This window comes from Rhodococcus sp. Leaf233 (genome assembly GCF_001426165.1).
GTDB classification, from domain to species: Bacteria; Actinomycetota; Actinomycetes; order Mycobacteriales; family Mycobacteriaceae; genus Rhodococcoides; species Rhodococcoides fascians.
In genome coordinates, this window is sequence record NZ_LMRO01000004.1 from 21,448 (window position 1) to 46,933 (window position 25,486).

The 25,486-nt window shown below is 64.0% G+C and carries 23 protein-coding genes and 2 tRNA genes; 19 read left to right on the forward strand and 6 right to left on the reverse strand.

Going from position 1 to position 25,486, the window contains the following annotated elements; translation table 11 throughout:
* Positions 1 to 2: 2 nt before the first annotated feature.
* The 3 genes from yidD to rpmH are packed head-to-tail and all read right to left on the reverse strand — an operon-like array spanning position 3 to position 883.
* The gene (gene yidD / locus ASH04_RS06895) at positions 3 to 332 is read right to left on the reverse strand and encodes a membrane protein insertion efficiency factor YidD (protein WP_027495003.1); all 330 of its coding nucleotides are present in this window, start codon (positions 330 to 332) and stop codon (positions 3 to 5) included.
* Entirely contained in the window at positions 329 to 709 is a 381-nt protein-coding gene (gene rnpA / locus ASH04_RS06900; protein ID WP_057473148.1) for a ribonuclease P protein component, read from the reverse strand. The genes yidD and rnpA overlap by 4 nt, the downstream gene beginning before the upstream one ends.
* Before the next feature lie 30 nt (positions 710 to 739).
* Positions 740 to 883 carry a 50S ribosomal protein L34 gene (gene rpmH, locus ASH04_RS06905; protein ID WP_026347786.1) on the reverse strand — a complete coding sequence of 48 codons (144 nt, stop codon included), beginning with the start codon at positions 881 to 883 and terminating at the stop codon, positions 740 to 742.
* 622 nt (positions 884 to 1,505) lie between these two features.
* Here rpmH and dnaA point away from each other — a divergent pair.
* From dnaA to ASH04_RS06980, 15 genes are all read left to right on the forward strand, one after another.
* Positions 1,506 to 3,038, forward strand: a complete 1,533-nt coding sequence (gene dnaA / locus ASH04_RS06910; protein WP_027495001.1) for a chromosomal replication initiator protein DnaA — start codon at positions 1,506 to 1,508, stop codon at positions 3,036 to 3,038.
* A gap of 659 nt (positions 3,039 to 3,697) precedes the next feature.
* Positions 3,698 to 4,882, forward strand: a complete 1,185-nt coding sequence (dnaN, locus tag ASH04_RS06915) for a DNA polymerase III subunit beta (protein ID WP_027494999.1) — start codon at positions 3,698 to 3,700, stop codon at positions 4,880 to 4,882.
* Between the two features lie 104 nt (positions 4,883 to 4,986).
* The gene (gene gnd / locus ASH04_RS06920; RefSeq protein ID WP_027494998.1) at positions 4,987 to 5,913 is read left to right on the forward strand and encodes a phosphogluconate dehydrogenase (NAD(+)-dependent, decarboxylating); all 927 of its coding nucleotides are present in this window, start codon (positions 4,987 to 4,989) and stop codon (positions 5,911 to 5,913) included.
* The gene (recF, locus tag ASH04_RS06925; protein WP_057473149.1) at positions 5,914 to 7,146 is read left to right on the forward strand and encodes a DNA replication/repair protein RecF; all 1,233 of its coding nucleotides are present in this window, start codon (positions 5,914 to 5,916) and stop codon (positions 7,144 to 7,146) included.
* On the forward strand, positions 7,143 to 7,703 hold the full coding sequence (locus tag ASH04_RS06930) for a DUF721 family protein (protein ID WP_027494996.1): 561 nt from the start codon (positions 7,143 to 7,145) through the stop codon (positions 7,701 to 7,703). The genes recF and ASH04_RS06930 overlap by 4 nt, the downstream gene beginning before the upstream one ends.
* Before the next feature lie 167 nt (positions 7,704 to 7,870).
* Positions 7,871 to 8,788: a metal-dependent hydrolase gene (locus ASH04_RS06935; protein ID WP_057473150.1), complete on the forward strand. Its 918-nt coding sequence runs from the start codon at positions 7,871 to 7,873 to the stop codon at positions 8,786 to 8,788.
* A 32-nt stretch (positions 8,789 to 8,820) separates the two neighbouring features.
* The gene (locus ASH04_RS06940; protein ID WP_045841530.1) at positions 8,821 to 9,918 is read left to right on the forward strand and encodes a PDR/VanB family oxidoreductase; all 1,098 of its coding nucleotides are present in this window, start codon (positions 8,821 to 8,823) and stop codon (positions 9,916 to 9,918) included.
* Between the two features lie 255 nt (positions 9,919 to 10,173).
* Complete coding sequence (gyrB, locus tag ASH04_RS06945; protein WP_027494993.1) at positions 10,174 to 12,216, forward strand: DNA topoisomerase (ATP-hydrolyzing) subunit B; 2,043 nt, start codon at positions 10,174 to 10,176, stop codon at positions 12,214 to 12,216.
* A 65-nt stretch (positions 12,217 to 12,281) separates the two neighbouring features.
* Entirely contained in the window at positions 12,282 to 14,825 is a 2,544-nt protein-coding gene (gyrA, locus tag ASH04_RS06950; protein WP_057473151.1) for a DNA gyrase subunit A, read from the forward strand.
* Positions 14,826 to 16,187, forward strand: a complete 1,362-nt coding sequence (locus ASH04_RS26870; protein WP_082519191.1) for a DUF3566 domain-containing protein — start codon at positions 14,826 to 14,828, stop codon at positions 16,185 to 16,187.
* A gap of 109 nt (positions 16,188 to 16,296) precedes the next feature.
* Positions 16,297 to 16,370 (forward strand) — tRNA-Ile (locus tag ASH04_RS06960).
* A gap of 190 nt (positions 16,371 to 16,560) precedes the next feature.
* A tRNA-Ala gene (locus ASH04_RS06965) sits at positions 16,561 to 16,633 on the forward strand.
* Between the two features lie 417 nt (positions 16,634 to 17,050).
* On the forward strand, positions 17,051 to 18,001 hold the full coding sequence (locus ASH04_RS06970; RefSeq protein ID WP_057473182.1) for an acyl-ACP desaturase: 951 nt from the start codon (positions 17,051 to 17,053) through the stop codon (positions 17,999 to 18,001).
* Between the two features lie 196 nt (positions 18,002 to 18,197).
* Positions 18,198 to 19,193, forward strand: coding sequence for a GGDEF domain-containing protein (locus tag ASH04_RS06975; RefSeq protein WP_228139313.1), 996 nt, complete (start codon positions 18,198 to 18,200; stop codon positions 19,191 to 19,193).
* 122 nt (positions 19,194 to 19,315) lie between these two features.
* Complete coding sequence (locus tag ASH04_RS06980) at positions 19,316 to 20,947, forward strand: alpha/beta hydrolase (RefSeq protein ID WP_057473152.1); 1,632 nt, start codon at positions 19,316 to 19,318, stop codon at positions 20,945 to 20,947.
* Here ASH04_RS06980 and ASH04_RS06985 read toward each other — a convergent pair.
* Positions 20,936 to 21,325 carry a hypothetical protein gene (locus tag ASH04_RS06985; RefSeq protein ID WP_052054687.1) on the reverse strand — a complete coding sequence of 130 codons (390 nt, stop codon included), beginning with the start codon at positions 21,323 to 21,325 and terminating at the stop codon, positions 20,936 to 20,938. The genes ASH04_RS06980 and ASH04_RS06985 overlap by 12 nt on opposite strands.
* A gap of 82 nt (positions 21,326 to 21,407) precedes the next feature.
* Between ASH04_RS06985 and ASH04_RS06990 the strand changes: the two genes are divergently transcribed.
* A complete protein-coding gene (locus ASH04_RS06990) occupies positions 21,408 to 21,944 on the forward strand; it encodes a peptidylprolyl isomerase (protein WP_094621787.1) in 537 nt (178 codons plus the stop codon).
* A gap of 24 nt (positions 21,945 to 21,968) precedes the next feature.
* The gene (locus tag ASH04_RS06995; protein ID WP_032392642.1) at positions 21,969 to 22,886 is read left to right on the forward strand and encodes a rhomboid family intramembrane serine protease; all 918 of its coding nucleotides are present in this window, start codon (positions 21,969 to 21,971) and stop codon (positions 22,884 to 22,886) included.
* 207 nt (positions 22,887 to 23,093) lie between these two features.
* Here the strand turns inward: ASH04_RS06995 and ASH04_RS07000 are convergent, their stop codons facing one another.
* Together ASH04_RS07000 and crgA are read right to left on the reverse strand one after the other, a co-directional pair.
* Positions 23,094 to 23,579 carry a PH domain-containing protein gene (locus ASH04_RS07000; protein ID WP_045841529.1) on the reverse strand — a complete coding sequence of 162 codons (486 nt, stop codon included), beginning with the start codon at positions 23,577 to 23,579 and terminating at the stop codon, positions 23,094 to 23,096.
* A 36-nt stretch (positions 23,580 to 23,615) separates the two neighbouring features.
* The gene (gene crgA / locus ASH04_RS07005; protein ID WP_027494985.1) at positions 23,616 to 23,879 is read right to left on the reverse strand and encodes a cell division protein CrgA; all 264 of its coding nucleotides are present in this window, start codon (positions 23,877 to 23,879) and stop codon (positions 23,616 to 23,618) included.
* 203 nt (positions 23,880 to 24,082) lie between these two features.
* Between crgA and ASH04_RS07010 the strand changes: the two genes are divergently transcribed.
* Positions 24,083 to 24,829 carry a DUF881 domain-containing protein gene (locus ASH04_RS07010; RefSeq protein WP_057473153.1) on the forward strand — a complete coding sequence of 249 codons (747 nt, stop codon included), beginning with the start codon at positions 24,083 to 24,085 and terminating at the stop codon, positions 24,827 to 24,829.
* A gap of 13 nt (positions 24,830 to 24,842) precedes the next feature.
* Entirely contained in the window at positions 24,843 to 25,484 is a 642-nt protein-coding gene (locus ASH04_RS07015; RefSeq protein WP_032371409.1) for an aminodeoxychorismate/anthranilate synthase component II, read from the forward strand.
* The last annotated feature ends 2 nt before the right edge of the window (positions 25,485 to 25,486 follow it).

Here is a 25,486-nt window from a genome sequence, read left to right on the forward strand (position 1 = left end):
CTCTATGTACTCCTCTGTTCTTCCACTCGCAGGAGATCGTGGTGTTCTTCGGTTTCGGTCAGCTCGGTGACGGTTGCGCGCCACCTACCGGGTTCGGGCACCGGGTCCCAGCCTCCAGAGTGCCAGGGAGCACATTTGAGGAGGCGGACGACTGCCAGGAGCGAGCCCTTCGGCATCCCGTGCACCTGGAGCGCCTCGATGGCGTATTCACTGCAGGTGGGGGAGAAGCGACAGGTAGGGGGCCGCATCGGGGACACATAGGTCCGGTACAACACGATGCAGTAGACGAGAGTTCGAGCAGGAATGGAACGAAGGTTGCCCATGAATGTCATGACGGCGGACCCTTCGGAGCTTCGAGTAGACCGAGCTTCTTCAAACCTGAACGCAGTTGAACGTGTAGATCTGCCGAGGATGCGTGCGCAGCACCCGGAAGTGCTCGAATGACCACGTCGGTGTTCACCGCGAGCCCAACGATCACCTCGGCACAGATATGCCGAAGCCGGCGCGCAACTCGATGACGAGTTACGGCCGGCCCGACTGCCTTGCTGACGATCAATCCGAAACGTGGCCCATGAACGGTGGATGCGATGTCCTGCTCGTGACGCGCAACTGCGTGTACGACCAGGTCCGATCTACCCATTCGGCGTCCTCGACGCATCACCACGGTGAAGTCACGTGCGCGATGCAGCCGATTCGGCTCAGGAAGCATCCCGAGCTCCAAGCTTCGGACGAACGGTTATCAGGCTGTGAGTTCTTTGCGGCCCTTGCCGCGACGTGCGGAAACGATTGCACGACCCGCACGGGTACGCATACGAAGACGGAAGCCATGAACGCGCGCGCGGCGGCGATTGTTCGGCTGGAACGTCCGCTTGCCCTTGGCCACGGTCAACACTCCTCGAGATTCGAAGACGCCGATCTGTCGGCGCCTGCTGTAAAGGTTCTCAGCGAGTTCGGATGAACTCGCTAGCCTCCCGAGCGAGAAATCCGAGTGAAGACAGACTGTGAGCAGCCAGCAAGCATCGGCCACCTCGCTATTGGGTGACTGTTCGAGAGTACTGATCGAGTCACCGGTGGTCAAACTCGCTCGACATCGACCGATCCGTCGATTCATACACAGGCCACGGACGACGAGACCTCGGACGGGCCGAAGAGTCGACAATATCTGTCGTTCCGCGGCGCCGCGCAACTGGTCGTTGCTGCGATCGAACGACTGACAATGGCTATCGCCGCAGGTCAGACTGTCGTATACGTACTACCACGCCACTCGGTGACGGTTGGGCTCACATCGGTGTCGTTTATCCACACCTGTGGATAATTGTGTGGAAACACAGTTCAGGTGGCATATTCGTACCTTGCGGGGTCCACCGAAGGACCCTTGTCTCGGCCGCGGAGGCGCACGATCGACGACGCTATCCGACGACGCGGTTGCGCGGGTTCGAAACGCCGCACCGAATCGGTTGTCGGAGTCCGGCGAGACCTACAAGCTCGACGACGGAGGGATCGACGTGAACGACGATCCGGATGCGCTTGCGCGCATCTGGCCCGAGGTAGTCGCGGAGCTGACGTCCGACCGACACAGTGGGTCGCCGCTGACCAAGGGCCAGAAGGCCTGGCTCGCGCTGGTCAAACCGCTCACGTTGACTCAGGGCTTCGCTCTGCTCGCCGTCCCGTCGACCTTCGCTCAGGAAGCGATCGAACGTGACCTGCGCGAACCCATCCTGGGAGCCCTGGGGCGTCATCTGGGACAGGGTGTCGAAGGTCTCGGCGTTCGGATCTCCGCCCCCGAGGACGAGAAGCTCGAAACCGAGCGCTCGACGTATCCCGATGCCGTCAGTTCCCCGACGTACCGGCGCCGCGTCCTGACCAGCAGAGACGACGAGCCGTCGGACTCCGAGACCGCCGATTACGAGGAAGTGGACGACGAGCGGGAAGCCCTCGCCAGTGTCCAGAACTCGTGGCCGACGTACTTCACCAAACCACCGGAGTCGACGCCACCGTCGTCGGGTGCCAACAGCCTCAACTCGAAGTACACCTTCGACACGTTCGTGATCGGCGCCTCCAACCGGTTCGCGCACGCCGCCGCGGTCGCCATCGCCGAAGCACCCGCCCGGGCGTACAACCCGTTGTTCGTGTGGGGGGCATCGGGCCTGGGCAAGACGCACCTGCTGCACGCGGCCGGTCACTACGCGCAGCGCCTGTTCCCGGGCATGCGCGTGAAGTACGTCTCCACCGAAGAATTCACCAACGACTTCATCAACAGTCTCCGTGACGACCGCAAGGTGGCGTTCAAGCGCCGCTACCGGGAGACCGACGTGCTGCTGGTCGACGACATTCAGTTCATCGAGGGCAAGGAAGGTATCCAGGAAGAGTTCTTCCACACCTTCAACACGCTGCACAACGCCAACAAGCAGATCGTCGTCTCGTCCGACCGACCACCCAAACAGTTGGCGACCCTCGAGGAGCGGCTGCGTACCCGCTTCGAGTGGGGCCTGATCACCGACGTCCAGCCACCGGAGCTCGAGACGCGGATCGCCATCCTGAGCAAGAAGGCTCGGATGGATCGACTCGACGTGCCGCACGACGTCCTGGAGCTGATCGCCAGCCGCATCGAGCGCAACATCCGCGAGCTCGAAGGCGCCCTCATTCGCGTGACGGCATTCGCCTCGTTGAACGGACAGGCCCTCGACCTCACCCTCGCCGAGGTCGTCCTACGTGACCTGATTCCCGATTCGTCCAGCTTGGAGATCAACGCGGCCACGATCATGGCCGTCACCGCGGAGTACTTCGACACCTCCATCGAGGACCTGTGCGGACCGGGTAAGGCCCGAGCGTTGGCCATGGCCCGGCAGATCGCGATGTATCTCTGCAGAGAGCTCACCGACCTGTCACTACCGAAGATCGGTCAGACGTTCGGCCGAGATCACACGACGGTGATGTACGCGGACAAGAAGATTCGCAAGGAAATGACCGAGCGTCGCAAGGTCTACGACCAGGTCCAGGAGTTGACGGCGCGCATCAAGCAGCGCTCGAAGCGATAGCTCCACAGTCCTTCGGCAACGACGGCGACGGCGCCGATTCCCATCGCGGGGGTCGGCGCCGTCGCCGTTTTCGTCGGTGATCGGTGCCGCCTCGGTTCGACTCGGGCGTCGATCGAACACGATCTCCAGTCGATTCCGGATCGAATCTGGGTCGATTCCGCGCCGATTCTGGGCCGAATCGGATGACATTTCGGAGCCGACGACCATTGATTCACACCTGTGGATAACCATGTGGACAACCGTCGACTTCTGGGGATGGAATGTGGGCGCCTGTGCACCGATGCGATTGGTCCACAGGCAGCCGTCCGTCAACCGCAGATTGGTCCCGAGTTCATCCCCACGACACCACGCCGAGCCACCAGCATCGCGAGGGCTCCATGCACAGATTGCACAGGACCTATTAATACTTCTGTTTTCTCCTTGAAAGAACTTCTTTGAAAACAGGTGTTGGGGAACGATCCGTTCACAGCCCCCTTCCGACGACCGCATCGGTGCCCTTCGTGGCCTCGCCCGAGCTTTCAACTTCGTCTCGAAGGGCATACGGTGTGCTTGCGCTGGATGTGCCAGACTCGTCGTTGCATCGGTTGGAGCCGCGACGATCGTGGTCGCACCGCTCGACTGTGCACACGAATGCCCCGAACGAGAGGAAATGCCGAGCGATGGAGCTTGGAAGTTTGAAGTTTCGCGTTGCTCGTGAAGATTTTTCCGATTCCGTGGCGTGGGTGGCCCGCAGCCTGCCGTCCCGGCCGCCCGTTCCCGTTCTCGGTGGCGTTCTGCTTGCTGCCGACGAACAGGGTCTGACGGTCTCGGGCTTCGATTACGAGGTCTCCGCCCAGGTGAAGGTTTCGGCCGAAGTGGCCACCGCAGGACGAGTTCTGGTGTCGGGCAAGCTACTTGCCGATATCACCAAGTCGTTGCCGAACAAGCCCGTCGACGTCACCGTCGACGGGACTCGCGTTCTCGTCAACTGCGGAAGCGCAAAATTCTCGCTGCCGACGATGCCGGTCGAGGACTATCCTCAGCTACCCGAGTTGCCCAGCAACACCGGTTCGCTGGCCGGTGATGTCTTCTCCGAGGCCATTGCCCAGGTCGCCATTGCGGCGGGCAAGGACGACACGCTTCCCATGCTGACCGGTATCCGTGTCGAGATCGACGGCACCAACGTCGTGCTGGCTGCGACCGACCGATTCCGGTTGGCGGTTCGTGAGGTGGACTGGACTCCCGCCGGCGCCGACACCACCACCGCAGTGCTGATTCCGGCGAAGACCCTGTCCGAGTCGGCCAAGACTCTCGGCGGCAACGCGGGTTCGCCCGTCGAGCTGGCTCTCGGTTCGGGTTCCTCCATCGGGAGCGACGGTTTGCTCGGAATCGTCAGTGACGGGCGCCGCACGACCACTCGTCTGCTCGATGCGGAATTCCCGAAGTTCCGTCAGTTGCTGCCGGCAGAACACACCGCCGTCGCAACACTCGAGATCGCGCCGCTGGTCGAGGCCATCAAGCGCGTGGCACTCGTCGCCGAACGCGGTGCGCAGGTGCGTCTGGAATTCAACGCCGAAGGTGTGCTGCTCTCGGCAGGCGGCGACGATGCCGGCCGCGCCGAGGAAGCTCTGCCGGCCGACTTCCAGGGCGAGGCGCTCACCATCGCGTTCAACCCGGGGTACCTCATCGACGGCCTGTCCTCCTTGCACAGCGAGAAGGTCACGTTCGGTTTCACCACCCCGAGTCGGCCTGCAGTGCTGCGTCCGACGTCGGACGAGGAGCTGGTGCCCGACGATTCCGGTAAGTTCGCGGCGCCTCAGTCCCAGTACACCTATCTGCTGATGCCGGTCAGGCTGCCGGGCTGATCCTGCCTGGTTACTGTTGGAGCTGCGGGATCGGACGAGTCGTTCCGCCGACTCCACTCCCGCTCGACCGGATTTACACCTGACACAGACAAGGACGCTTCCTCATGCAGCTGGGCTTGGTCGGTCTCGGAAAAATGGGCTTCAACATGCGCGAGCGGCTGCGCGAGCACGGCCACGAGGTCATCGGATACGACCCGAGGCCCGAGGTGACGGACACCCCGTCGCTCGCCGGTCTCGCGGAGTCCCTCACCGCTCCCCGGGTGGTGTGGGTGATGGTGCCCTCCGGCCAGATCACCCGGGACACCATCACCGGGCTCGGGGATGTTCTCGAACCGGGCGACCTGGTAATCGACGGTGGAAACTCGCGTTTCACCGATGACAAGCCCAATGCAGAACTGTTGGACGCCAAGGGAATCGGTTACATCGATGCCGGAGTTTCGGGCGGTGTCTGGGGATTGAAGAACGGCTACGGCCTGATGGTCGGCGGAGATGACGAGCACGTTGCACGCGCTATGCCGATCTTCGACGCCCTGCGTCCGGAAGGGGAGCGCGCGGACGGTTTCGTCCACGCCGGTCCTGTCGGTGCCGGGCATTACTCGAAGATGGTGCACAACGGCATCGAATACGGTCTGATGCAGGCGTACGCCGAGGGCTACGAAATCCTCGAGGCCGAAGAATTGGTGCAGGACGTGCAGGGCGTACTGCGGGCCTGGAGCAAGGGCACCGTCGTGCGGTCGTGGCTGCTCGATCTGTTGGTCGAGGCACTCGGTCAGGATCCGGAGTTCAGTGAGATCTCGGGGTACACCGAGGACTCCGGCGAGGGTCGATGGACCGTCGAGGAGGCCATTCGGCATGCCGTACCAGCCCCGGTCATCTCCGCAGCTCTGTTCGCGAGATTCGCTTCGCGACAAGAAGATTCGCCTGCCATGAAGGCAGTGTCGGCGTTGCGGAACCAGTTCGGCGGGCATGCCGTCAAGAAGGCGGATGCGGACGAGACACTGCGCGCACCCGCGCCGAAGAACACCGAGTAAGTGTTCGTCCGGTCTTTGCAACTTCACGATTTCCGGTCCTGGGACGACGTCATCGTCGACCTGGGCCCGGGATCGACCGTGTTCGTCGGGCCCAACGGACACGGTAAGACCAACCTGCTGGAATCACTCGGTTATCTGTCGACGCTGTCCTCGCACCGGGTCTCGACCGATGCGCCCATGATCAGGGCAGGTGCGTCCACGGCGTTCGTCGGCAGCGCCGTGGTCAACCACGGACGCGAGTTGATCATCGACGTCGAACTGCTCAAGGGCAAGGCGAACAAGGCGAGGATGAACAGGTCTCCGCTGCGTCGGCCACGAGAAATTCTGGGTGTACTGCAGAGTGTGTTGTTCGCACCCGAGGACCTGTCTCTGGTGCGCGGCGACCCGAGTGAGCGCCGGCGGTATCTGGACGAGCTGCTCACCACCAGAATTCCTCGAATGGCCGCTGTGCGTGCAGATTACGACAAGGTGCTGCGTCAGCGGTCGGCACTGCTCAAGACCGCCAGCGGGGCGTTGCGTCGAGGCTCGTCGTCCAGCGACGGCTCGAGCGCTCTGGCCACGCTCGATGTCTGGGACGGCCATCTTGCCGCCCACGGTGCCCGATTGCTTTCGGCCAGAATATCTTTGGTACACGAGCTGATGCCCTTCGTGCAGCAGGCCTACGAGTCGATCGCGCCGGAATCGCGGCTCGCCACGTTGTCCTATCGCTGCAGCCTCGCCGAGGCACTGCCGCCGGAATTCTCCGATGCCGGCCGAGCACCGGAGTCCGACGACGTCGACGTGCTGGAAGCTGCTTTCCTGCACCAACTTTCGGTGATGAGACAGCGGGAAATCGAACGTGGGGTATGTCTGGTCGGTCCTCATCGAGACGATCTGGAATTGATGCTCGGCGACCGGCCGACCAAAGGCTTTGCCAGTCATGGTGAGTCGTGGTCGTATGCCCTCTCGCTTCGGCTCGGGTCGTTCTCGCTGCTGCGTGAGGACGGAACCGACCCCGTCCTGATGCTCGACGACGTGTTCGCCGAACTCGATCGCAAGCGTCGCACGGCCCTGGCTGCAGTTGCAGCCGATGCCGAGCAAGTGCTGATCACCGCGGCAGTCCCGGAAGACGTACCACCGGAACTCGATGCGAGACGATACGGCGTGGAGGCTCGCCAGGAATCGGAACCCGGTGCAGCAGGACGTATTTCGACCATCACCGAGCTGTCGACGTCGGAGAGTGAGGTGTCATGAGCGACGACACGAATTCACCGGCACCGGATGAGCAGCCGGAGTTGAAGGGCGTCGACCTTGCGCGTCGGGCGCTCGAAGACGCCCGGGCTGCGGCCAAGGCGAGCGGCAAGTCGGTCGGTCAAGGTCGTTCGTCACCGACCGGGGGTGTCCGGGCACTGCGGGGGCGTCGACGACGGGGTTGGTCGGGTGCTGGCCCCGACGATCGAGACCCGCAGGCGTTCGGGGCACTGGCGAATTCGATCGCGTCCAAGCGCGGTTGGTCGGCCAAGGTATCCGAGGGTGCCGTGCTGGGGCGGTGGCCCAGCGTCGTCGGTGAGGACATCTCGGCACACGCCGACCCCACCGGCCTCAAGGACGGAGTGCTCAGTATCTCCGCCGAGTCGACTGCGTGGGCGACGCAGCTCCGATTGATGCAGTCGCAGATTCTGGCGAAGATCGCGGCGGCGGTGGGCCACGGTGTGGTGACGTCGCTTCGGATCACCGGGCCGACGACGCAGAGCTGGCGAAAAGGCGAGCGACACGTCAAAGGTCGCGGTCCGCGGGACACCTACGGATAGTGACTGTTCCCAATGCGCGTTAGACGTAGCCCCTGGTCCAGGTGATCCTCAACAGATGTTGGGGGCAGTGTTGCTGTGAGACAGTTGGTATGCGTAGCGTGATTCGGGACACGCAACGGTCGGGGGACCGAATACTGTTCCATGCGGCCATCGGACGAGGAGAAGTTGTGTCTGCACCTACGAAGAAGGCGTCGACAACGGCGGTCGACGTCGATGGGACCCCCGAAGACAGAGTGGTTCTGCACGCTCGGAACGTCGAATTCGATTGGGAAACTCTGCCGCTGCACTATATGGACGGCAATCCCCTGGCCACCCATCTGATCAACGTGATGCACCTGCTTCTGCCCGAGGGCGAGGAGTGGTTCGTGCGTACGTTCAAAGAGGCGTTGCCGCTCATCCACGACGATCAGTTGCGCGACGACGTGATCGGCTTCATCGGCCAGGAAGCCATGCATGCTCAGGCCCACACCGAGGTCCACGATCAGCTTCGGGCCCACGGCATCGATGTCGATCCGTACGTCGACCAGATGAAGTTCCTGTTCGGACGCGCACTCGGTAATCGCTCGGGCCACGGCCAGAACAGCCTGGTGGAGCGGCTGGCCTTGATCGCAGCCGCCGAGCATCTGACCGCGTTCCTCGGCGACTGGGTCCTCAACGCGCGCGAGCTCGACGAAGCCGACGTCGATCCGGTCATGCTCGATCTGTTGCGGTGGCACGGCGCCGAAGAAGTGGAGCATCGTTCGGTGGCATACGAGGTGATGCGCTACTTCGACGTTCGGCCGGCCCGGCGTATCCGTACCTACGTGGTCATTGCACCCACTCTCGTCTGGTTCTGGACGCGTGGCGTGCGCTACCTCATGAGCCAGGATCCGACGTTGGCGCATCTGTCGCCGAAGGAGCGCACGCCGTCGTTCCGTGAATTCCAACGCGTCGCCAAGTCCGGTCTGTTTCCGACGCCGATGTCCATGGTCAAGGCGTCCCTGCGGTACTTCAAGAGCACATATCACCCGTCTCAGGAAGGCTCGACGGCCCAGGCCGTGCAGTATCTCGCCACCTCGCCGGCGGCGCGGTCCGCTGATCGATGACCAAACGCACGTTGCGGAGCAGGCTCGACGCGATGGCTCGAAAGGTCGACTCGTTCCGAGTAGGCCGCACGATTCCACAGAATCTGTACGGGCGTGACGAGCCGGATCAGACGGTGTCGCTGGTCACCGATGCACTGGACAAGTGGTTCGCCCTCCTCGACAACGGTGAGTACGACGCCTCGTTCGCGGCGCCTCCCGTCGCGCGTACCCGAGAACTGACACTGGTCTCCCGTGACGTTCTGTGCATCGACGAACAGGTCGTCCAGCTGACCTTCGCCGCCGCTGACGGGTCGGCTCTGCCGGCGTGGGCACCGGGAATGCACTTGGATTTCTACCTTCCCTCCGGTCGGCGTCGGCAGTACTCCCTGTGCGGATTGCCCAGTGACGACACGTACTCGATCGCAGTACGACTCGTGCCGGACGGCGGCGGCGGATCTCCGGAAATGCACGCGCTGACGGTCGGCACTGCGGTGTCGATCAGGGGGCCGCGCAACGGGTTTCCGTTCGTACCGTCCGAACAGGCAGTATTCGTCGCCGGTGGAATCGGCATCACCGCGATCATCTCGATGGTGCGCCGTGCCCGCGATCTGGGCATGGACTGGCACCTCGTCTACTGCGGCCGCTCCCGCGAGTCGATGCCGTTTCTCGACGAGATCGAGGGCTGGGATCCCGCCCGGGTCACCGTGCGCACCGACGACGTGGACGGCATGCCGTCGAGCATGGATCTGTTGGGCTCGACGGCCCCCGGCGGTTCGGTCTACGTATGTGGTCCGCCGCCGATGATCGACCTCGTTCGCGCCTCGTTCGACGCCCTCCCGGCCACGCATCTGCACTTCGAGCGCTTCTCACCGCCGCCGGTGAAGAACGGGACGGAATTCGAGGTGCAGCTCGTCGATTCCGGCGAAATTCTGTCGGTCGGTGCGGAAGAGACTGCGCTGCATGCCATTCGACGCATCAGGCCGGACGTCGCGTACTCGTGCCAGCAGGGTTTCTGCGGCACGTGCCGGGTGCGAGTGCTCAGCGGAACACCGCAGCATCGAGAGAATCGGTTGACGACCGAGGAGCAGCGGCACGAGATGTTGATCTGCGTCTCGCGGTCGGACGGAGAACGGATCGTCCTCGATCTGTAGCCGAATCGCCGGTTTTACCCTTCATCTTTGTCGTCCGATGTCGAGAAAATGCGCCTGTGAAGCAATCAGGGGCCTTTTAGGGGTGTCATCGTCCCCATGCTGTCGCAGCCACCCAGTACTATGGACCGGTACGACATCAAGCCCGGAACAAACGCATGGACCGAGCACGGCGGAAACGACCGTGCCGACCCTGCGGTAGCACCTACGTCAGGTGTGAGCGGGGTAGTGGACGCGTAGAAGGAGAACCAGCTAACCGTGGCTGCCCAGAAGTCAGGTAACAGTGAGAACAGCAAGGATTACGGCGCTTCTTCCATCACGGTCCTCGAGGGCCTGGAAGCAGTCCGTAAGAGGCCCGGTATGTACATCGGTTCCACCGGTGAACGAGGCCTGCACCACCTGATCTGGGAGGTCGTCGACAACTCCGTCGACGAGGCCATGGCCGGCTACGCCTCCACCGTCGACGTCACCATCCACGAAGACGGCAGCGTCGAGGTCAAGGACGACGGCCGCGGCATCCCCGTCGCCATGCACTCCTCCGGTGTTCCCACCGTCGAGGTCGTCATGACCCAGCTGCACGCCGGTGGCAAGTTCGACTCCGACTCCTACGCCGTCTCCGGCGGTCTGCACGGCGTCGGTATCTCCGTCGTGAACGCACTCTCGACCAAGGTCGAACTGCAGATCGCGCGTGACGGTCACCGCTACAAGCAGACGTACGATTACGCCAAGCCCGGCCCACTCGAGACCGTCGGCGACACCACGGAGACCGGCACCACGGTGCGTTTCTGGGCCGACGGCAAGATCTTCGAGACCCTCGATTACAGCTTCGAGACCGTGCACCGTCGCCTGCAGGAAATGGCGTTCCTCAACAAGGGACTGACCATCAACTTCACCGACGAGCGAGTGGCGGCCACCGACGCGACCGAGGAAGAACTCGGCGAGACCGCCGAGGCACCGAAAACCGCCGAGGAAGAGCAGGCCGACGCGGCCAACGCGAAGCCGGCCAAGGTTCGTAAGCGGACGTACCACTACCCCGACGGTCTCGTGGACTTCGTCAAGCACATCAACCGCACCAAGACCGCGATTCACAACTCGGTCGTCGGCTTCACCGGCAAGGGCGAGGGCCACGAGGTCGAGATCGCCATGCAGTGGAACGCTGGTTACTCCGAATCGGTGCACACCTTCGCCAACACGATCAACACGCACGAGGGCGGTACCCACGAAGAGGGTTTCCGTACTGCGCTGACGTCGACGGTCAACAAGTACGCCATCGAGAAGAAACTGGTCAAGGAAAAGGACGTCAAGCTCACCGGCGACGACATCCGTGAAGGCCTCGCCGCCGTCATCTCGGTGCGAGTCGGGGAGCCCCAGTTCGAGGGACAGACCAAGACCAAGCTCGGCAACACCGAGATTCGCTCGTTCGTGCAGAAGGCGTGCAACGAGCACCTCTCGCACTGGTTCGAGTCCAACCCGGCCGATGCCAAGACCATCATCAACAAGGCGGTCTCGTCCGCGCAGGCCCGCATGGCCGCACGTAAGGCGCGAGAGTTGGTGCGGCGCAAGAGCGCAACCGATATCGGTGGCCTGCCCGGCAAGCTCGCAGACTGCCGCTCGAACGATCCGAGCAAGTCGGAGATCTACATCGTGGAGGGCGACTCCGCCGGCGGCTCGGCCAAATCCGGCCGTGACTCGATGTTCCAGGCGATCCTGCCGCTGCGCGGAAAGATCATCAACGTCGAGAAGGCCCGCATCGACCGTGTCCTCAAGAACAACGAGGTCCAGTCGATCATCACCGCGTTCGGCACCGGCATTCACGACGAGTTCGACATCGCCAAACTGCGCTATCACAAGATCGTGCTGATGGCCGACGCCGACGTCGACGGCCAGCACATCTCCACCCTGCTGATGACCCTGTTGTTCCGGTTCATGCGGCCGCTGATCGAGAACGGTCACGTCTACCTGGCCATGCCGCCGCTGTACAAGCTCAAGTGGAGCCGCGGCGAACCGGATTTCGCGTACTCCGACCGCGAGCGCGACGGTCTGCTCGAGGCCGGTATCGCCAACAAGCGCAAGATCAACGTCGAGGACGGCGTCCAGCGCTACAAAGGCCTCGGCGAGATGAACGCCAAGGAGCTGTGGGAAACCACGATGGACCCGGCAGTGCGAGTTCTTCGTCTGGTCACTCTCGACGATGCCGCGGCCGCGGACGAACTGTTCAGCGTCCTGATGGGCGAGGACGTGTCCGCCCGCCGAAGCTTCATCGCGCGTAACGCGAAAGATGTTCGCTTTCTTGACGTTTAGTCGTTTCTCGGACGCACCGCACTCAGTGTCGGTGCGTCCGACGACCGTTTTCGAGGAGATCTTCTATGTCTGACATCACCGAACCGCCGGTCGGGCCCCCGCCGGGCTCGACCACCAACGCCGAGGGCGGCGACCGGATCGATCCGGTCGACATCCAGCAGGAAATGCAGCGCAGCTACATCGATTACGCGATGAGCGTCATCGTCGGCCGCGCGCTTCCCGAGGTCCGCGACGGTCTCAAGCCGGTGCACCGACGTGTGCTGTACGCGATGTACGACTCGGGCTTCCGTCCCGACCGTAGTTACGTGAAATCCGCACGGCCCGTTGCCGAAACGATGGGTAACTACCATCCCCACGGCGACACCTCGATCTACGACGCGCTCGTGCGTCTGGCTCAGCCGTGGTCGATGCGGTACCCACTGGTCGACGGCCAGGGCAACTTCGGCTCCCGCGGCAACGACGGTGCCGCCGCCATGCGATACACCGAAGCGCGTCTGACCCCGCTCGCCATGGAGATGCTGCGCGACATCGACGAGGAAACCGTCGACTTCATCCCCAACTACGACGGCAAAACCCAAGAGCCGACGGTACTTCCGTCGCGTGTGCCGAACCTGTTGATGAACGGCTCCAACGGTATCGCCGTCGGTATGGCCACCAACATTCCGCCGCACAACCTGCGTGAACTCGGCGACGCGGTGTTCTGGGCTCTCGACAACTTCGAGGCCGACGAGGAAGCGACTCTCGCGGCCTGCATGGAACGCGTCAAGGGTCCCGACTTCCCCACCCACGGACTCATCGTCGGCGGCCAGGGAATTCAGGATGCGTTCTCGACCGGCCGCGGTTCGATCCGCATGCGCGGCGTCGTCGAGATCGAGGAGGACTCCAACGGTCGCACGACGATCGTCATCACCGAACTGCCCTTCCAGGTCAACCCCGACAACCTGATCACCTCGATCGCCGAGCAGGTTCGCGACGGCAAGTTGTCCGGTATCTCGAAGATCGACGACGAGTCCTCGGACCGCGTCGGTATGCGCATCGTCGTGACGATCAAGCGCGACGCCGTCGCCAAGGTCGTGCTCAACAACCTCTACAAGCACTCGCAGCTGCAGACCAGCTTCGGTGCCAACATGCTCTCGATCGTCGACGGCGTGCCGCGCACCCTGCGACTCGATCAGATGATCCGGTACTACGTCACTCACCAACTCGACGTGATCGTTCGTCGTACTCGGTACCGCCTGCGCAGAGCCGAGGAGCGGGCCCACATCCTGCGCGGCCTCGTGAAGGCGCTCGACGCGTTGGACGAGGTCATCGCCCTCATCCGTGCGTCGCAGACGGTCGATCTCGCCAAGCAGGGCTTGATCGATCTGCTCGACATCGACGAGATCCAGGCGCAGGCAATTCTCGACATGCAGCTGCGGCGCCTCGCAGCCCTCGAGCGCCAGAAGATCATCGACGAGTTGGCCGAACTCGAACGCACCATCGCCGACCTGCAGGACATTCTGGCCAAGCCGGAGCGTCAGCGTCAGATCGTGCGAGACGAACTGGCCGAGATCGTCGAGAAGTTCGGCGACGACCGTCGCACGCGCATCATCGCTGCCGACGGCGACGTCAACGACGAAGATCTGATCGCCCGGGAGAACGTGGTCGTCACGATCACCGAGACCGGATACGCCAAGCGCACCAGAACCGATCTGTACCGGTCTCAGAAGCGCGGCGGCAAGGGCGTGCAGGGAGCGGGCCTCAAGCAGGACGACATCGTCAGCAAGTTCTTCGTCTGCTCGACGCACGACTGGATCCTGTTCTTCACCACCAAGGGACGCGTCTACCGGGCCAAGGCGTACGAGCTGCCCGAGGCCAACCGCACGGCGCGCGGACAGCACGTCGCGAACCTGCTGGCGTTCCAGCCCGACGAACGCATCGCGCAGGTCATCCAGATCAAGACCTACGAAGATGCTCCCTACCTGGTGCTCGCCACCAAGGGCGGTCTGGTCAAGAAGTCGCGTCTGACCGACTTCGACTCCAACCGCAGCGGCGGCATCGTGGCCGTCAACCTCCGCGGTGAGGACGAGTTGGTCGGGGCAGTTCTGGCGTCGTCCGACGACGACCTGCTGCTCGTCTCGGCTCAAGGCCAATCGATCCGATTCTCGGCCACCGACGAGGTACTGCGCCCCATGGGCCGCGCCACCTCCGGTGTCCAGGGCATGCGCTTCAACGGCGAAGACGAGCTGCTCTCGCTCAACGTGGTCAGCGAGAACAAGTTCCTGCTGGTCGCGACGTCGGGCGGTTATTCCAAGCGCACCGCGATGGAGGACTACCCGCAGCAGGGCCGCGGCGGAAAGGGAGTACTGACAATCCAGTACGACCCCAAGCGTGGCACGCTGGTGGGAGCTCTCATCGTCGACGACGAGGACGAGCTGTACGCCATCACGTCCAGTGGTGGCGTCATCCGGACCGCTGCCAAGCAGGTACGGAAAGCCGGCCGACAGACCAAGGGCGTGCGGTTGATGAATCTCGGTGAAGGCGACACACTGCTCGCGATAGCGCGCAACGCCGACGAGATCGAACCGGACGCAGCAGGTCCCGAAGACGATGCACCGAAGGAGTCGTAAGTGAGCACTCCCAACCGGCCTGGCAGCAGGCCCGGCCCCACGGGTGGACCGGACAGCAGGGACGCTGCGCAGACCGAGCAGCCATCGCGTCCGGCACCCCCCGAAGGTGCCCGACCGGGAAGTCGCCCCCAGCCGGCGACGCGTCCGGCTCCCGCGGCCGGGCGAGGACCGGCACCGCAGCAGGGTGCTCGGCCACCGGCACGCCCGGCACAAGGTGGTCCGGCCGGCCCGCCTCGTCCGACGCAGGGACCGCCGCCGCAGCGCCCACCGGCACCGCAGGGTCAGCCGGGTTCTCAGGGTCAGCCGGCACCTCAGGGACCGCCGCCGCGGGCACCTCAGCAGGGACCGGCACCGCAGGGACCGGCTCAGTCTCGCCCGCCACAGGCGGCCAACGGTCGGCCCGGTGAGCCGGGTACCGCAAACGCCGACGGCGGTCGCCCAGCCAACGGCCAGCCGCCGCAGGGTCAGGGACCGTCCGGTCCCGCATCGCCGCCGCGTCCCGCCAATGACGCTGCGCCGGTTGCCGAGGGGTCAGCCGAGTCGAAGGCTCCGGCACCGACCCAGGCGATACCGACTCAACGCGGAGACGGCCCGCAGGGCGGTTCCGGCACTCCGCCCTGGCAGCGCGGCCCCGGCCAGCGTCCGGCACAGCAGGGGCCCGACGACCGTCAGCAGCCCCAGAACCAACCTCAGACGAACCTGTCCGGGCGCGGCACCGCACTGCCGGCAACAGGTGAGTTCGATCGTTCGACAGCGGCAGCTGCAGCCGCCTCGGCAGCGCCGGGCCAGCGTGAATCGGGTGAGCGTGAATCGGGTGAGGACAAGACCGAACGACGCGAGGCAGCGCGGTCGAAGGCGGCCGTGATCGACGGGCCGACTCGGCACATCGAGCGCAAGGATCTGGCGAAGGACATGCCGGATCTGTCCGCCACCCGGCATCCCGAGCCGACGGCAGCCGATCGCGCAGCCCCCACCGCCATCACGGCGGTACCCAGCGCGGACGGCGATCCTCTGCGGGCGACGATCCAGATTCGCAAGATCGATCCCTGGTCGACGCTCAAGATCGCTCTGGTCATCGCTGTGTCGTTGTTCTTCGTGTGGATGGTGGCCGTCGGCCTGCTGTACGCCGTGCTCGACGGCATGGGTGTGTGGGACCGACTCAACAGTGCCTTCACCGAGATCGTCAACGAATCCGGCGACGGCGGACTCGTCAGCGCCGGCCAGGTGTTCGGCTACGCGGCAGTGATCGGTGTGATCAATGTCGTACTGTTCACCGCACTCACCACGATCGGTGCCTTCATCTACAACCTGTCGTCGGACCTGGTCGGCGGCGTCGAAGTGACGCTGGCAGATCGCGACTGACCAGCACGAACGACAGCCGTATCGGGCCGTTTTGGAAGACAGCGGCCCGATACGGTAATCTCATCCCTCGGTTCGAGGAGAGCAATTCTTCGGCCCGAAGCAGTATCGAGGGCCTATAGCTCAGGCGGTTAGAGCGCTTCCCTGATAAGGAAGAGGTCGGAGGTTCAAGTCCTCCTAGGCCCACACCGAACGAACGAAAAGAGGCAGGACGTGAAAATCCTTCTTCTTGTTGCTTCGGTGGTGATCGCAGTGCTGACAGTATCGAAGGTGCGCTCCACGCGCAGCTCGGAAGGCGTCTGGCACAGCATCTCCACCGGGTGACAATCGCTCGGAGAGAACGTGTAAAGTTTGTGCACGTTCGACAGCAACACCCGGGGCCTTAGCTCAGTTGGTAGAGCGCTGCCTTTGCAAGGCAGATGTCAGGAGTTCGAATCTCCTAGGCTCCACAATCAAAGGACGTCCATTCCGATGGGCGTCCTTTTTCGTGTCTGCACCCGACTGCCGCTCACCCCAAGTCCCCTCGACTGCCCCTCACCCCAAGTCCACTAGATGTGACATTGACCCCCGAAAAGTCCACCGAACGTGACATCGAGTCCCGGCGCAGTGGCAGGGATGCGTCGACCACTGTTGTGACTCGGACCAACCGCTGTCGAGATCGGTGCCCAGATATCCAGATCATTGTTCGATTCGTTTCGCATCACGTCCGCGGTCCCTAGCGTTCTTCGGGTACAGCAGCGTCGGTTCTCGGATCGACGGGACAGGTCGCGACGGCGCACCGCAGGGGGGTGTGCCGTCGTTCGATCTCGGCGTCTCGGATCGGTCTTCGGTTCGGGCGTCTCATATTTCTCGGAGGAGCCCCACAGATGACGCGTGTTCTCGATCATGAAGAGCTGTTGACCGAACTCGACGGCACGTTGGAAGCCAACCTGAATCGCCATCTGTCCATGGCGAAGGAGTGGCATCCGCATGATTACGTGCCGTGGGATCTGGGTCGCAATTTTGCAGCAATGGGCGGAGAGGACTGGTCGCTGGAGCAGTCGTCTTTGTCGGAGTTGGCTCGTACAGCGATGATCACCAATCTGTTGACCGAAGACAATCTGCCGTCGTACCACCGCGGTCTGGCCGACAACTTCTCGTTGGACGGAGCCTGGGGCACCTGGGTGGGCCGTTGGACCGCGGAGGAGAACCGTCACGGGATCGTGATGCGCGACTATCTGGTCGTCACACGCGCCGTCGACCCGGTCGAGCTGGAGCGGGCTCGGATGCACCACATGACGGTCGGTGTCGATGCCCCGATGGACGGCTCCAATTTTTTGCATTCGGTGGCGTACGTGACGTTCCAGGAGCTCGCAACACGCGTGTCCCACCGCAACACGGGGCTGGCCTGTGGTGACCCGATCGCCGATCGAATGCTGGCCCGGGTGGCCGCCGACGAGAATTTGCACATGATCTTCTACCGCAACCTCGGCGAGGCGTCGCTCGACCTGGTCCCGGACCAGATGGTGCGTGCCATCGCCGATGTCGCGACGGACTTTCAGATGCCGGGACTGAACATGCCGAACTTCCGCAAGAACGCCATGATCCTGGCGAAGCACGGGATCTACGATCTCCGCCAGCATCTGGACGAGGTGCTGATGCCGGTGCTGCGGAAATGGAACATCTTCGAGCGCAACGACTTCAGTGGAGAGGGCGAACGCGATCGCGATCGTCTGGCCGCATTCGTCCAGGATCTCGAGGCGAAGGCGACGAAGTTCGAGGAATCACGCGATCGCCTGTTGGCGCAGGAGGCAGCGCGGGCCGAGAAAGCGTCCTGACCTGCTACGGAATCGCTGCTGCGGGTCGTGATCGAAGCTCGGAGGTGTTAGAGTCCGGTCACGGGTGGGCCCGATGAGGCGATGGTCGTAGTGCGTGGGGAGGGCCGATGGTGCCTGGGGGGAATCGCGTGAGCGGTGGTGTCCGGTTCGTTGCGTGCCTCGGTGAGGCGTCACGCGTAGTCGACGGTGTTTGCTGGTGAGCAGATTCAGGTTCGACGAGTCCGGCCGGATGCTGGCGGTATTCGCCGCGGTGACCACGGTTCTCTACATCGCGAACGGCATCGCATCGTGGTCGGACCTGTCCGGTCCGCAGCAGCTTTTCGCCGCGCTCGCAGTGGTTCTGGGGCCGGCGGCGATCGTTGTTCTCGCCCGGGCAGGAGCGCCGAGTCCCAAGCATGCGGTCGGCACCGCCACCGCCCTGTCGGTGGGCGCGCTTGCCTGTGCATTGGGCAGTAGCAACACGATGCCCGCGTTCTTGATCTGTGTGCAAGCGGCGATGTTCCTCGGCATGCACATCGGTGCGTTCTGGTCCGAGCGCGACGCTGGAATATGGGTTGCAGTACTGGCCGTGTCTGCGGTCGTGGGCGCCGCTGTCGCCCCCTACGGCACGCCCTTCATCAGCTACATTCTGGTCGCCCTGGGCATCGTCGGCGCAACGGAAGTCTTCGGGGTGTTCGCGCGTCGAATGCGGTATTCGGCCACTCACGACGCGTTGACGGGCCTGCTCAATCGATTCGGTTTCGAGTCGAAGATCGAGAAGATGTTGCCCGCGTGCGCCGCTCGTGGTCTGACGGTCAGTCTGGCGGTGCTCGATCTCGACAACTTCAAGGAGATCAACGACGAGTACGGCCATATTGCCGGCGACGTGTTGCTCACTCGCGTCTCGAAGGCGTGGAAGGGGCAACTGACGAAACGGGACGTTCTGGGCCGGCTCGGCGGAGACGAATTCGTCCTGTTCATGCCAGGGGTTCTCGAGGCCGAAGCCTGGCAGGTCATCGACGGCTTGCGTCGATCCCATCGAGCCGAGTGGAGCGTCGGTCTGGCGTGTATGCCTGCCGGCCGCCGGTGGGGTGAAATATACCGCGCTGCAGACGCAGACCTGTACCGCGCCAAGCGGAGTCGTCCCCCGAAGGCGTCTCGCCATACCGAGCCCGGCGACGGACATCGCGGGCCGGTACGCAGAATCGTGTAGCGATACACCGATGTGGCCGTCATCCCCAGATTTCATCCACAGCCTGGGGATAGATTTCTCGCTGCACCGTCTCGCTGACGTTGACTCGTCGAGTACGACGACAACGCTGCGGGGGGATTGCGATGGTCACGCTCGATGACGTCAGATCATGGGACAGTCAGGCGCTGACCGCCGTCTCGAATCGGTTCATGCACAGTTGGCGTGAATTGACCGCCGTGCACAGCTCACTGCTGGAGACCGTCGTCGACGACGGATGGCAGGGCCCCGCGGCAACGGCATACCGGGATGCCATCGGAGCTCTAAGTGCGCAGGTGGGGGACTGTGCGACGGAGCTACTGCGGGTAGCGCTGTGCACCGCTCCGGCGGCCATCGACATGGCGGGACTCGTCTCGGCGCTGACCGCTCTGGAATCGAACGCCGCGTGCGAGCACTTCGATATCCGACGCGACGGTTCGGTGACCGACGTGCTGACGTCGTATTCGGTTGCGCAGCAGGACCTGTCGTCGACCATTCGCGATCGGCGTCGCCGTTGCACCGAGTTGGCCGAACGCATCACCCAACTGATGCGAGCCGCGACCGCGTTCGACGACGACCTTGCCCGACGCCTCGCCGGCGACATCTCACCGGGAAAACTGGCCACGGCAGGGGTATCGGTAGTGCCGGTCGACGGGAGCCCGGCCACGAATGCGGCGTTCTGGAGCGTACTCTCGCCCGCCGAGCGCACTCGACTGCTCGTCGAGCACCCGGCTCTCGTCGGTAATCTCGACGGCGTGCCGGGTCGAATTCGGGATTCAGCGAACCGTCGGGTACTTGCCAGTGAGCGCCTCCGACTGCAGGCTGTGGCGGATGAACTCAGAAAACAGTTGCAGGACAACACTTTCGGAGGAATGTTCAGTGATGCCGACGCCGGCTTGGAACAGACGCTAACACGGTTGCGTTCGCTCGACGCGATCGAGAGCACTCTGGCGCAGGGTGACAGGCAACTGTTGGCGCTCGACAATTCGACGTATGCAGAGACCACTGCCGCGATTGCGATAGGTGACGTCGACACGGCAACACACGTGGCGGTGTTCGTACCCGGCCTCGGCACGACCGTCCACGGAGACGCGGTACGTTACGACGGCGACCTGGAAAACCTCAAAAATACTGTGGAACAGACATTTTCGGAGGATCCGCCGCCCACCGTCGCAGCCGTGACGTGGATGAACTACCAGGCACCACAGCTGGGATGGGGCCTGCTCGATCCCCATCGAACCGTCGTATCCGACGCAGCAGCGCACGCAGGGGCGACGCGATTGGCGCCCTTTCTGGAGGGCCTCGATGCGGCCCGGTCGAACGATCCACATCTGTCGGTGCTCGCACACTCGTACGGATCATTGACCGCAGCCGCTGCCCTGCACGAAAGCACCGGCGTCGACGAGTTCGTGGCCCTCGGATCACCTGGCCTCGGCACCGACAGTGTGACCGACCTACAGGTTCCCGACGGTCACGTTTTCGCGGCGGAGGCGCGCGGGGACATCGTTGCTGACATCGGTGCCTTCGGTCGCGATCCCGGCACACTCGATGGAGTGACCCAACTGGCGACCGACGAGGGCGACGGGCGTCCGGGCACCACAGGTCACGGCGACTACCTCACGGACGGTTCGAGCGTCGAACACAACGTCGCGCTGGTCGTCGCCGGCCGGGGTGACGATGCAGAAACCAGGCCCCGGCCGGGCCTGTTCGATCTACTACAGAAGCTGCTATACCTGTGACGTCGACTCGTCTTCGTAATCGACCAGGCTGGGCGGCGCATCTGCGGGCGGCGGCACTTCGTGGCGGCGACGGCTGAGGTAGAACACGACACCTCCGACGGCGACAGCGGCAGCTCCGAGCGCCAGGACGCGACGCTTGTTTCCCGGCGTCCGATCAGCCGTGAGAGCTGCCTTGGTCAGATCGGCCCGGGCAATCCGCTCGGCGGTTGCCGCGCGACGCTGCGCAGCCTGCTTACGCGCCAGGCCGTAGCCGCGCTTGGCGAGGAGCAGGCCCACTCCGGCAGGGCCCTTGCTCACGACGGAAGCGGCACCGAGCAGCGTCGACGCCGCCGTACCGGTGGAGGAGTGAACCCGCTCGGTTTTCGTTGTGCTCGTCATGCCCTCACTGTTCCACAACAGCGCCCCGATCGACCCTCCCAATACACCACCTGTGAACTACCCGGTCGCTCGAGATGGCACGATGGTGAGCGTGACTTCACCAAACAAGACCCAAACGGCAACGCTGCACACCAACCGCGGCGACATCGTCATCGAACTGTTCGGCAATCACGCCCCCAAGACCGTCGCGAACTTCGTCGGTCTCGCGGACGGGTCGAAGGAATACACGACGCAGAACGCGTCGGGAGCCAAGACCGGACCGTTCTACGACGGCGCAGTCTTCCACCGCGTCATCGACGGTTTCATGATCCAGGGCGGCGACCCGACCGGAACCGGCACCGGCGGACCGGGCTACAAGTTCGAGGACGAGTTCCACCCGGAGCTCTCCTTCGACCGCCCGTACCTGCTGGCCATGGCCAACGCAGGCCCCGGCACCAACGGCTCGCAGTTCTTCATCACCACCGGCAAGACCCCGCACCTCAACCGCAAGCACAGCATCTTCGGTGAGGTCACCGACGAGGCGTCCAAGAAGGTCGTCGACGCCATCTCGAGCACGCAGGTCGGCCGCGGCGATCGCCCGGTGGAAGAGGTCGTCATCAACAGCATCACCATCGCCTGATTCGGTTGTAGAAGGAATTACACGATGACAAACCCCGGCTGGGGTGGCGCGTACGGCGACCAGCCCAACCCACCCCAGTCGGTGTGCGTCAGACATCCCGATCGCCCGACCGGCCTGGCCTGCTCTCGATGCGGCCGGCCCGCGTGCCCACAGTGCCTGCAGCCCGCGGCCGTAGGGCAACACTGTGTCGACTGTGTGCGCGACGGCAACAAGAACGTCCGGACCGCACGTACGGTCGCCGGCGCGCCGATGACACGCTCCGCCAAGACACCCCTGACCTTCGCGCTGATCGCGATCAACGTCGTGATCTTCGGCATCACCGCCGCTCAATCCGGCGACCTCATGAGCAATTTCCGCGGATCCTCGCTGGCCGACGCCTGGGCACTGAACAGCCTGCTGGTCGCGGACGGTGATGTGTGGCGCCTCCTCAGCAGTGGGTTCATCCACATAGGACCCATCCACCTGCTGGTGAACATGTTCGCCCTGTACATCATCGGCCGAGACGTCGAACTGGTGCTGGGCCGCAGCCGCTACCTCGCCGTCTACTTCCTGTCGCTGCTCGGCGGCAGCGCATCGGTCCTGCTGTTCGAGAACCCCCTCGCCGCCACCGCCGGGGCGTCGGGTGCCGTATTCGGATTGCTCGGTGCGCAGGCCGTCATTCTGCTGCGACTCAAGCGCTCTCCGACCCCGGTCCTGATCGTGATCGCGTTGAACATCTTCATCAGCATCTCCATCCCCAGCATCTCGCTGTGGGGCCACATGGGCGGACTGGTCGCCGGAGCGGCAGCCACCGCCGGATTGGTGTTCCTACCCAACCGCAACAGCGCGCAGCCTCGTGCCGGGATATCCCTCGCCTGGCTCTCCGTGGCCGCAGTAGCCCTGATAGCCCTGGGCACCATCGCGGTCCGAGTCCTCGACCTGCGCGCGCAGATGGGCCTCTGAAGTCCACTAAATGTGCCATTGACCCCCGAAAAGGCCACCGGACGTCACATTGACTCCCGACGACGCCGACACGCGTGCTCGGCAATCACCATGGGCTGCCCGGCGGCTTTGCGACGCTCACTGGTCCACTAAATGTGCCATTGACCCCCGAAAAGTCCACTGAACGTCACATTGAGTACCCCCGGAGGGGTCGGGGACGGTGGGCGGTCAGTTGTTCGGCGGCACCAGACCGTAGGTGTCGAGTACCTCGAACACGTCGCGTGGGTCGGCTCCCAGGTCCCATCGACCGAAGATGATGAGTCGATCGTCGTCCTCGTCGGGTGGGCGGACGTCCAGTTCGAGCATCGGTACTCGTCGTCCCAGTCTCGGGTAGCGGACCACTTTGATTTGGACGATGTCGGCGCGCGAGTACGTGCGTGTGCCGGTGAGTCGTTTCATCACCAGGGAGCCGTCGGGTGTGATGGCGAGTCGGGGGCGTTGTGCGGCCGCGAGGGCTGCCATTACCCAGGTTCCGACGGCGGCGAGTCCGACGAGGAAGGTTCCGGCGGCGTCCGAGGAGGCGAGGACGGCACCGATGGCGAGTGCGATACCGCCTGCCACCAGCGCGCCGACGGCTACGGCCGGCGTCGCCCATCGGTGTTCGTACACACCCTGTGGATGGTTGGGAAAGTTATCCACAGGGTTTATCCACATTGGGGATGAATGACATGGGTGTAACTCGGCCGGCTCTCAGCGCCATCGCATGGTCATGACGAGGCCGACGACCATGAAGCCGAATCCGATGAGGAAGTTGTACGCACCGAGGTTGCCGATGAACGAGATGTCTTCCTGGGCCAGGTAGTACACGATCAGCCACAGCAGCCCTACCAGCATGAATCCGAGCATCAGGACCACGTACCAGACCGGCGACGGGCCGGCGTTGACCTTCACCGGCGTGCGGTTGGCCGGGTTGATCGTGTAGTCGTTCTTCTTCCGTACCTTCGACTTCGGCATTGCGTCCTCTTCGTGTTCTTGACGGTCATCGGCGTGCGCCGTGCCTGTGGACAACTGACGGTGACAACCTGTGGATCGATCGAGTTGCGTGCATCCCCAGGTTATTGTCTCCCGGAGAGCCGTGGCGGTCATCCACCCGGTTTGTAGTACACGCTAACTCAGATCAGCGCAGCACCGACCTACCGAACGGTGGCGAGCACTCTGTGAGACGACGATCGACCGATTCCTCCGAGACCCGATGGTGGGTGCTCGCTGTGGCGGTGTGCGCTGTGGTCGGTCTGCTGCTCGGAACCACGCGACATGCCTCGGACGGAAACGAGTTGCGGGGCGGCGACACGACACGGCTCGCCGATCTGGTCGATTCGGCCCAGCGAAGCAGCGACGATGCGCTGCGCAGCAGAGATGCGCTGGAGCAGCAGGTCGATCTCCTGCAGCAACGCACGGCGGCAGGCGACTCCGAGGTGGCCGACGCGTTGGCCCGGGTCGACGCCCTCTCGGACGCGGCGGGCCGGGAGGAGGCGTCCGGCACGGGGTTGACGGTGACGATGGCCGACGCTCCACGCGGTCCCGACGGGTCGTATGCGTCCGACGCGTCTCCGGACGACCTGGTGGTTCATCAGGTCGACGTGCAGAGTGTCCTCAACGCCCTGTGGGCCGGTGGTGCGTCGGCGATGGCGATGCAGGATCAGCGTCTGGTGGCGTCGTCGGCACCGCGGTGTATCGGGAACACGCTGCTACTGGGCGGCCGGACGTACAGTCCGCCGTACGTGATGACGGCTCTCGGCGACCCGGATCGACTGCGGGCTGCGCTGGACAACGAGCCCGGGGTGCGGCTGTACGAGCAGTATGCGCTGCGCTACGGCCTGCGCTACGAGGTCGAGGCCTACCAGAACCTCTCGGTTCCGGCGCACACCGAATCGGTGCGCATGCGTTTCGCGGAGCCGCGCTGAGTACGCTGTCGACATGCGCATTCTCGTCGTCGACAACTACGACAGCTTCGTCTTCAACCTCGTCCAGTACCTGGGCCAGTTGAACGCCGAGGTCGAGGTGTGGCGCAACGACGACGAGCGACTCGCCGATCGCGACGCTGTCGCCGCGGAGTTCGACGGCATTCTGCTCAGCCCGGGCCCGGGAACCCCGCAGCGCGCCGGGGCCACGATGGACCTGGTCTCGGCGAGCGCGCGGGCCAAAACCCCCCTGCTCGGTGTGTGTCTGGGCCATCAGGCCATCGGAGCCGCGTTCGGTGCCACGGTCGAGAAGGCCCCGGAGCTGCTGCACGGTAAGACCAGCCTCGTCCATCACACCGGCGTCGGCGTCCTGGAAGGGATGGGCGAGCCGTTCACGGCCACCCGCTATCACTCGCTGACCGTCCGCGAGGACACCATCCCCGCGGAACTCGAGATCATCGGCCGTACCGAGTCCGGCCTGGTGATGGCCATGAGGCACACCGAGCTACCCATTCACGGCGTGCAGTTCCATCCGGAGTCCATCCTCACCGAGGGCGGGCACCGGATGCTGGCCAACTGGCTCGCAGTGTGCGGTATGCCCACCGATTCCGGTTTGGTGGGAACCCTGGAGGCGCAGGTCGCCGAGGCCTTCGCCTGATC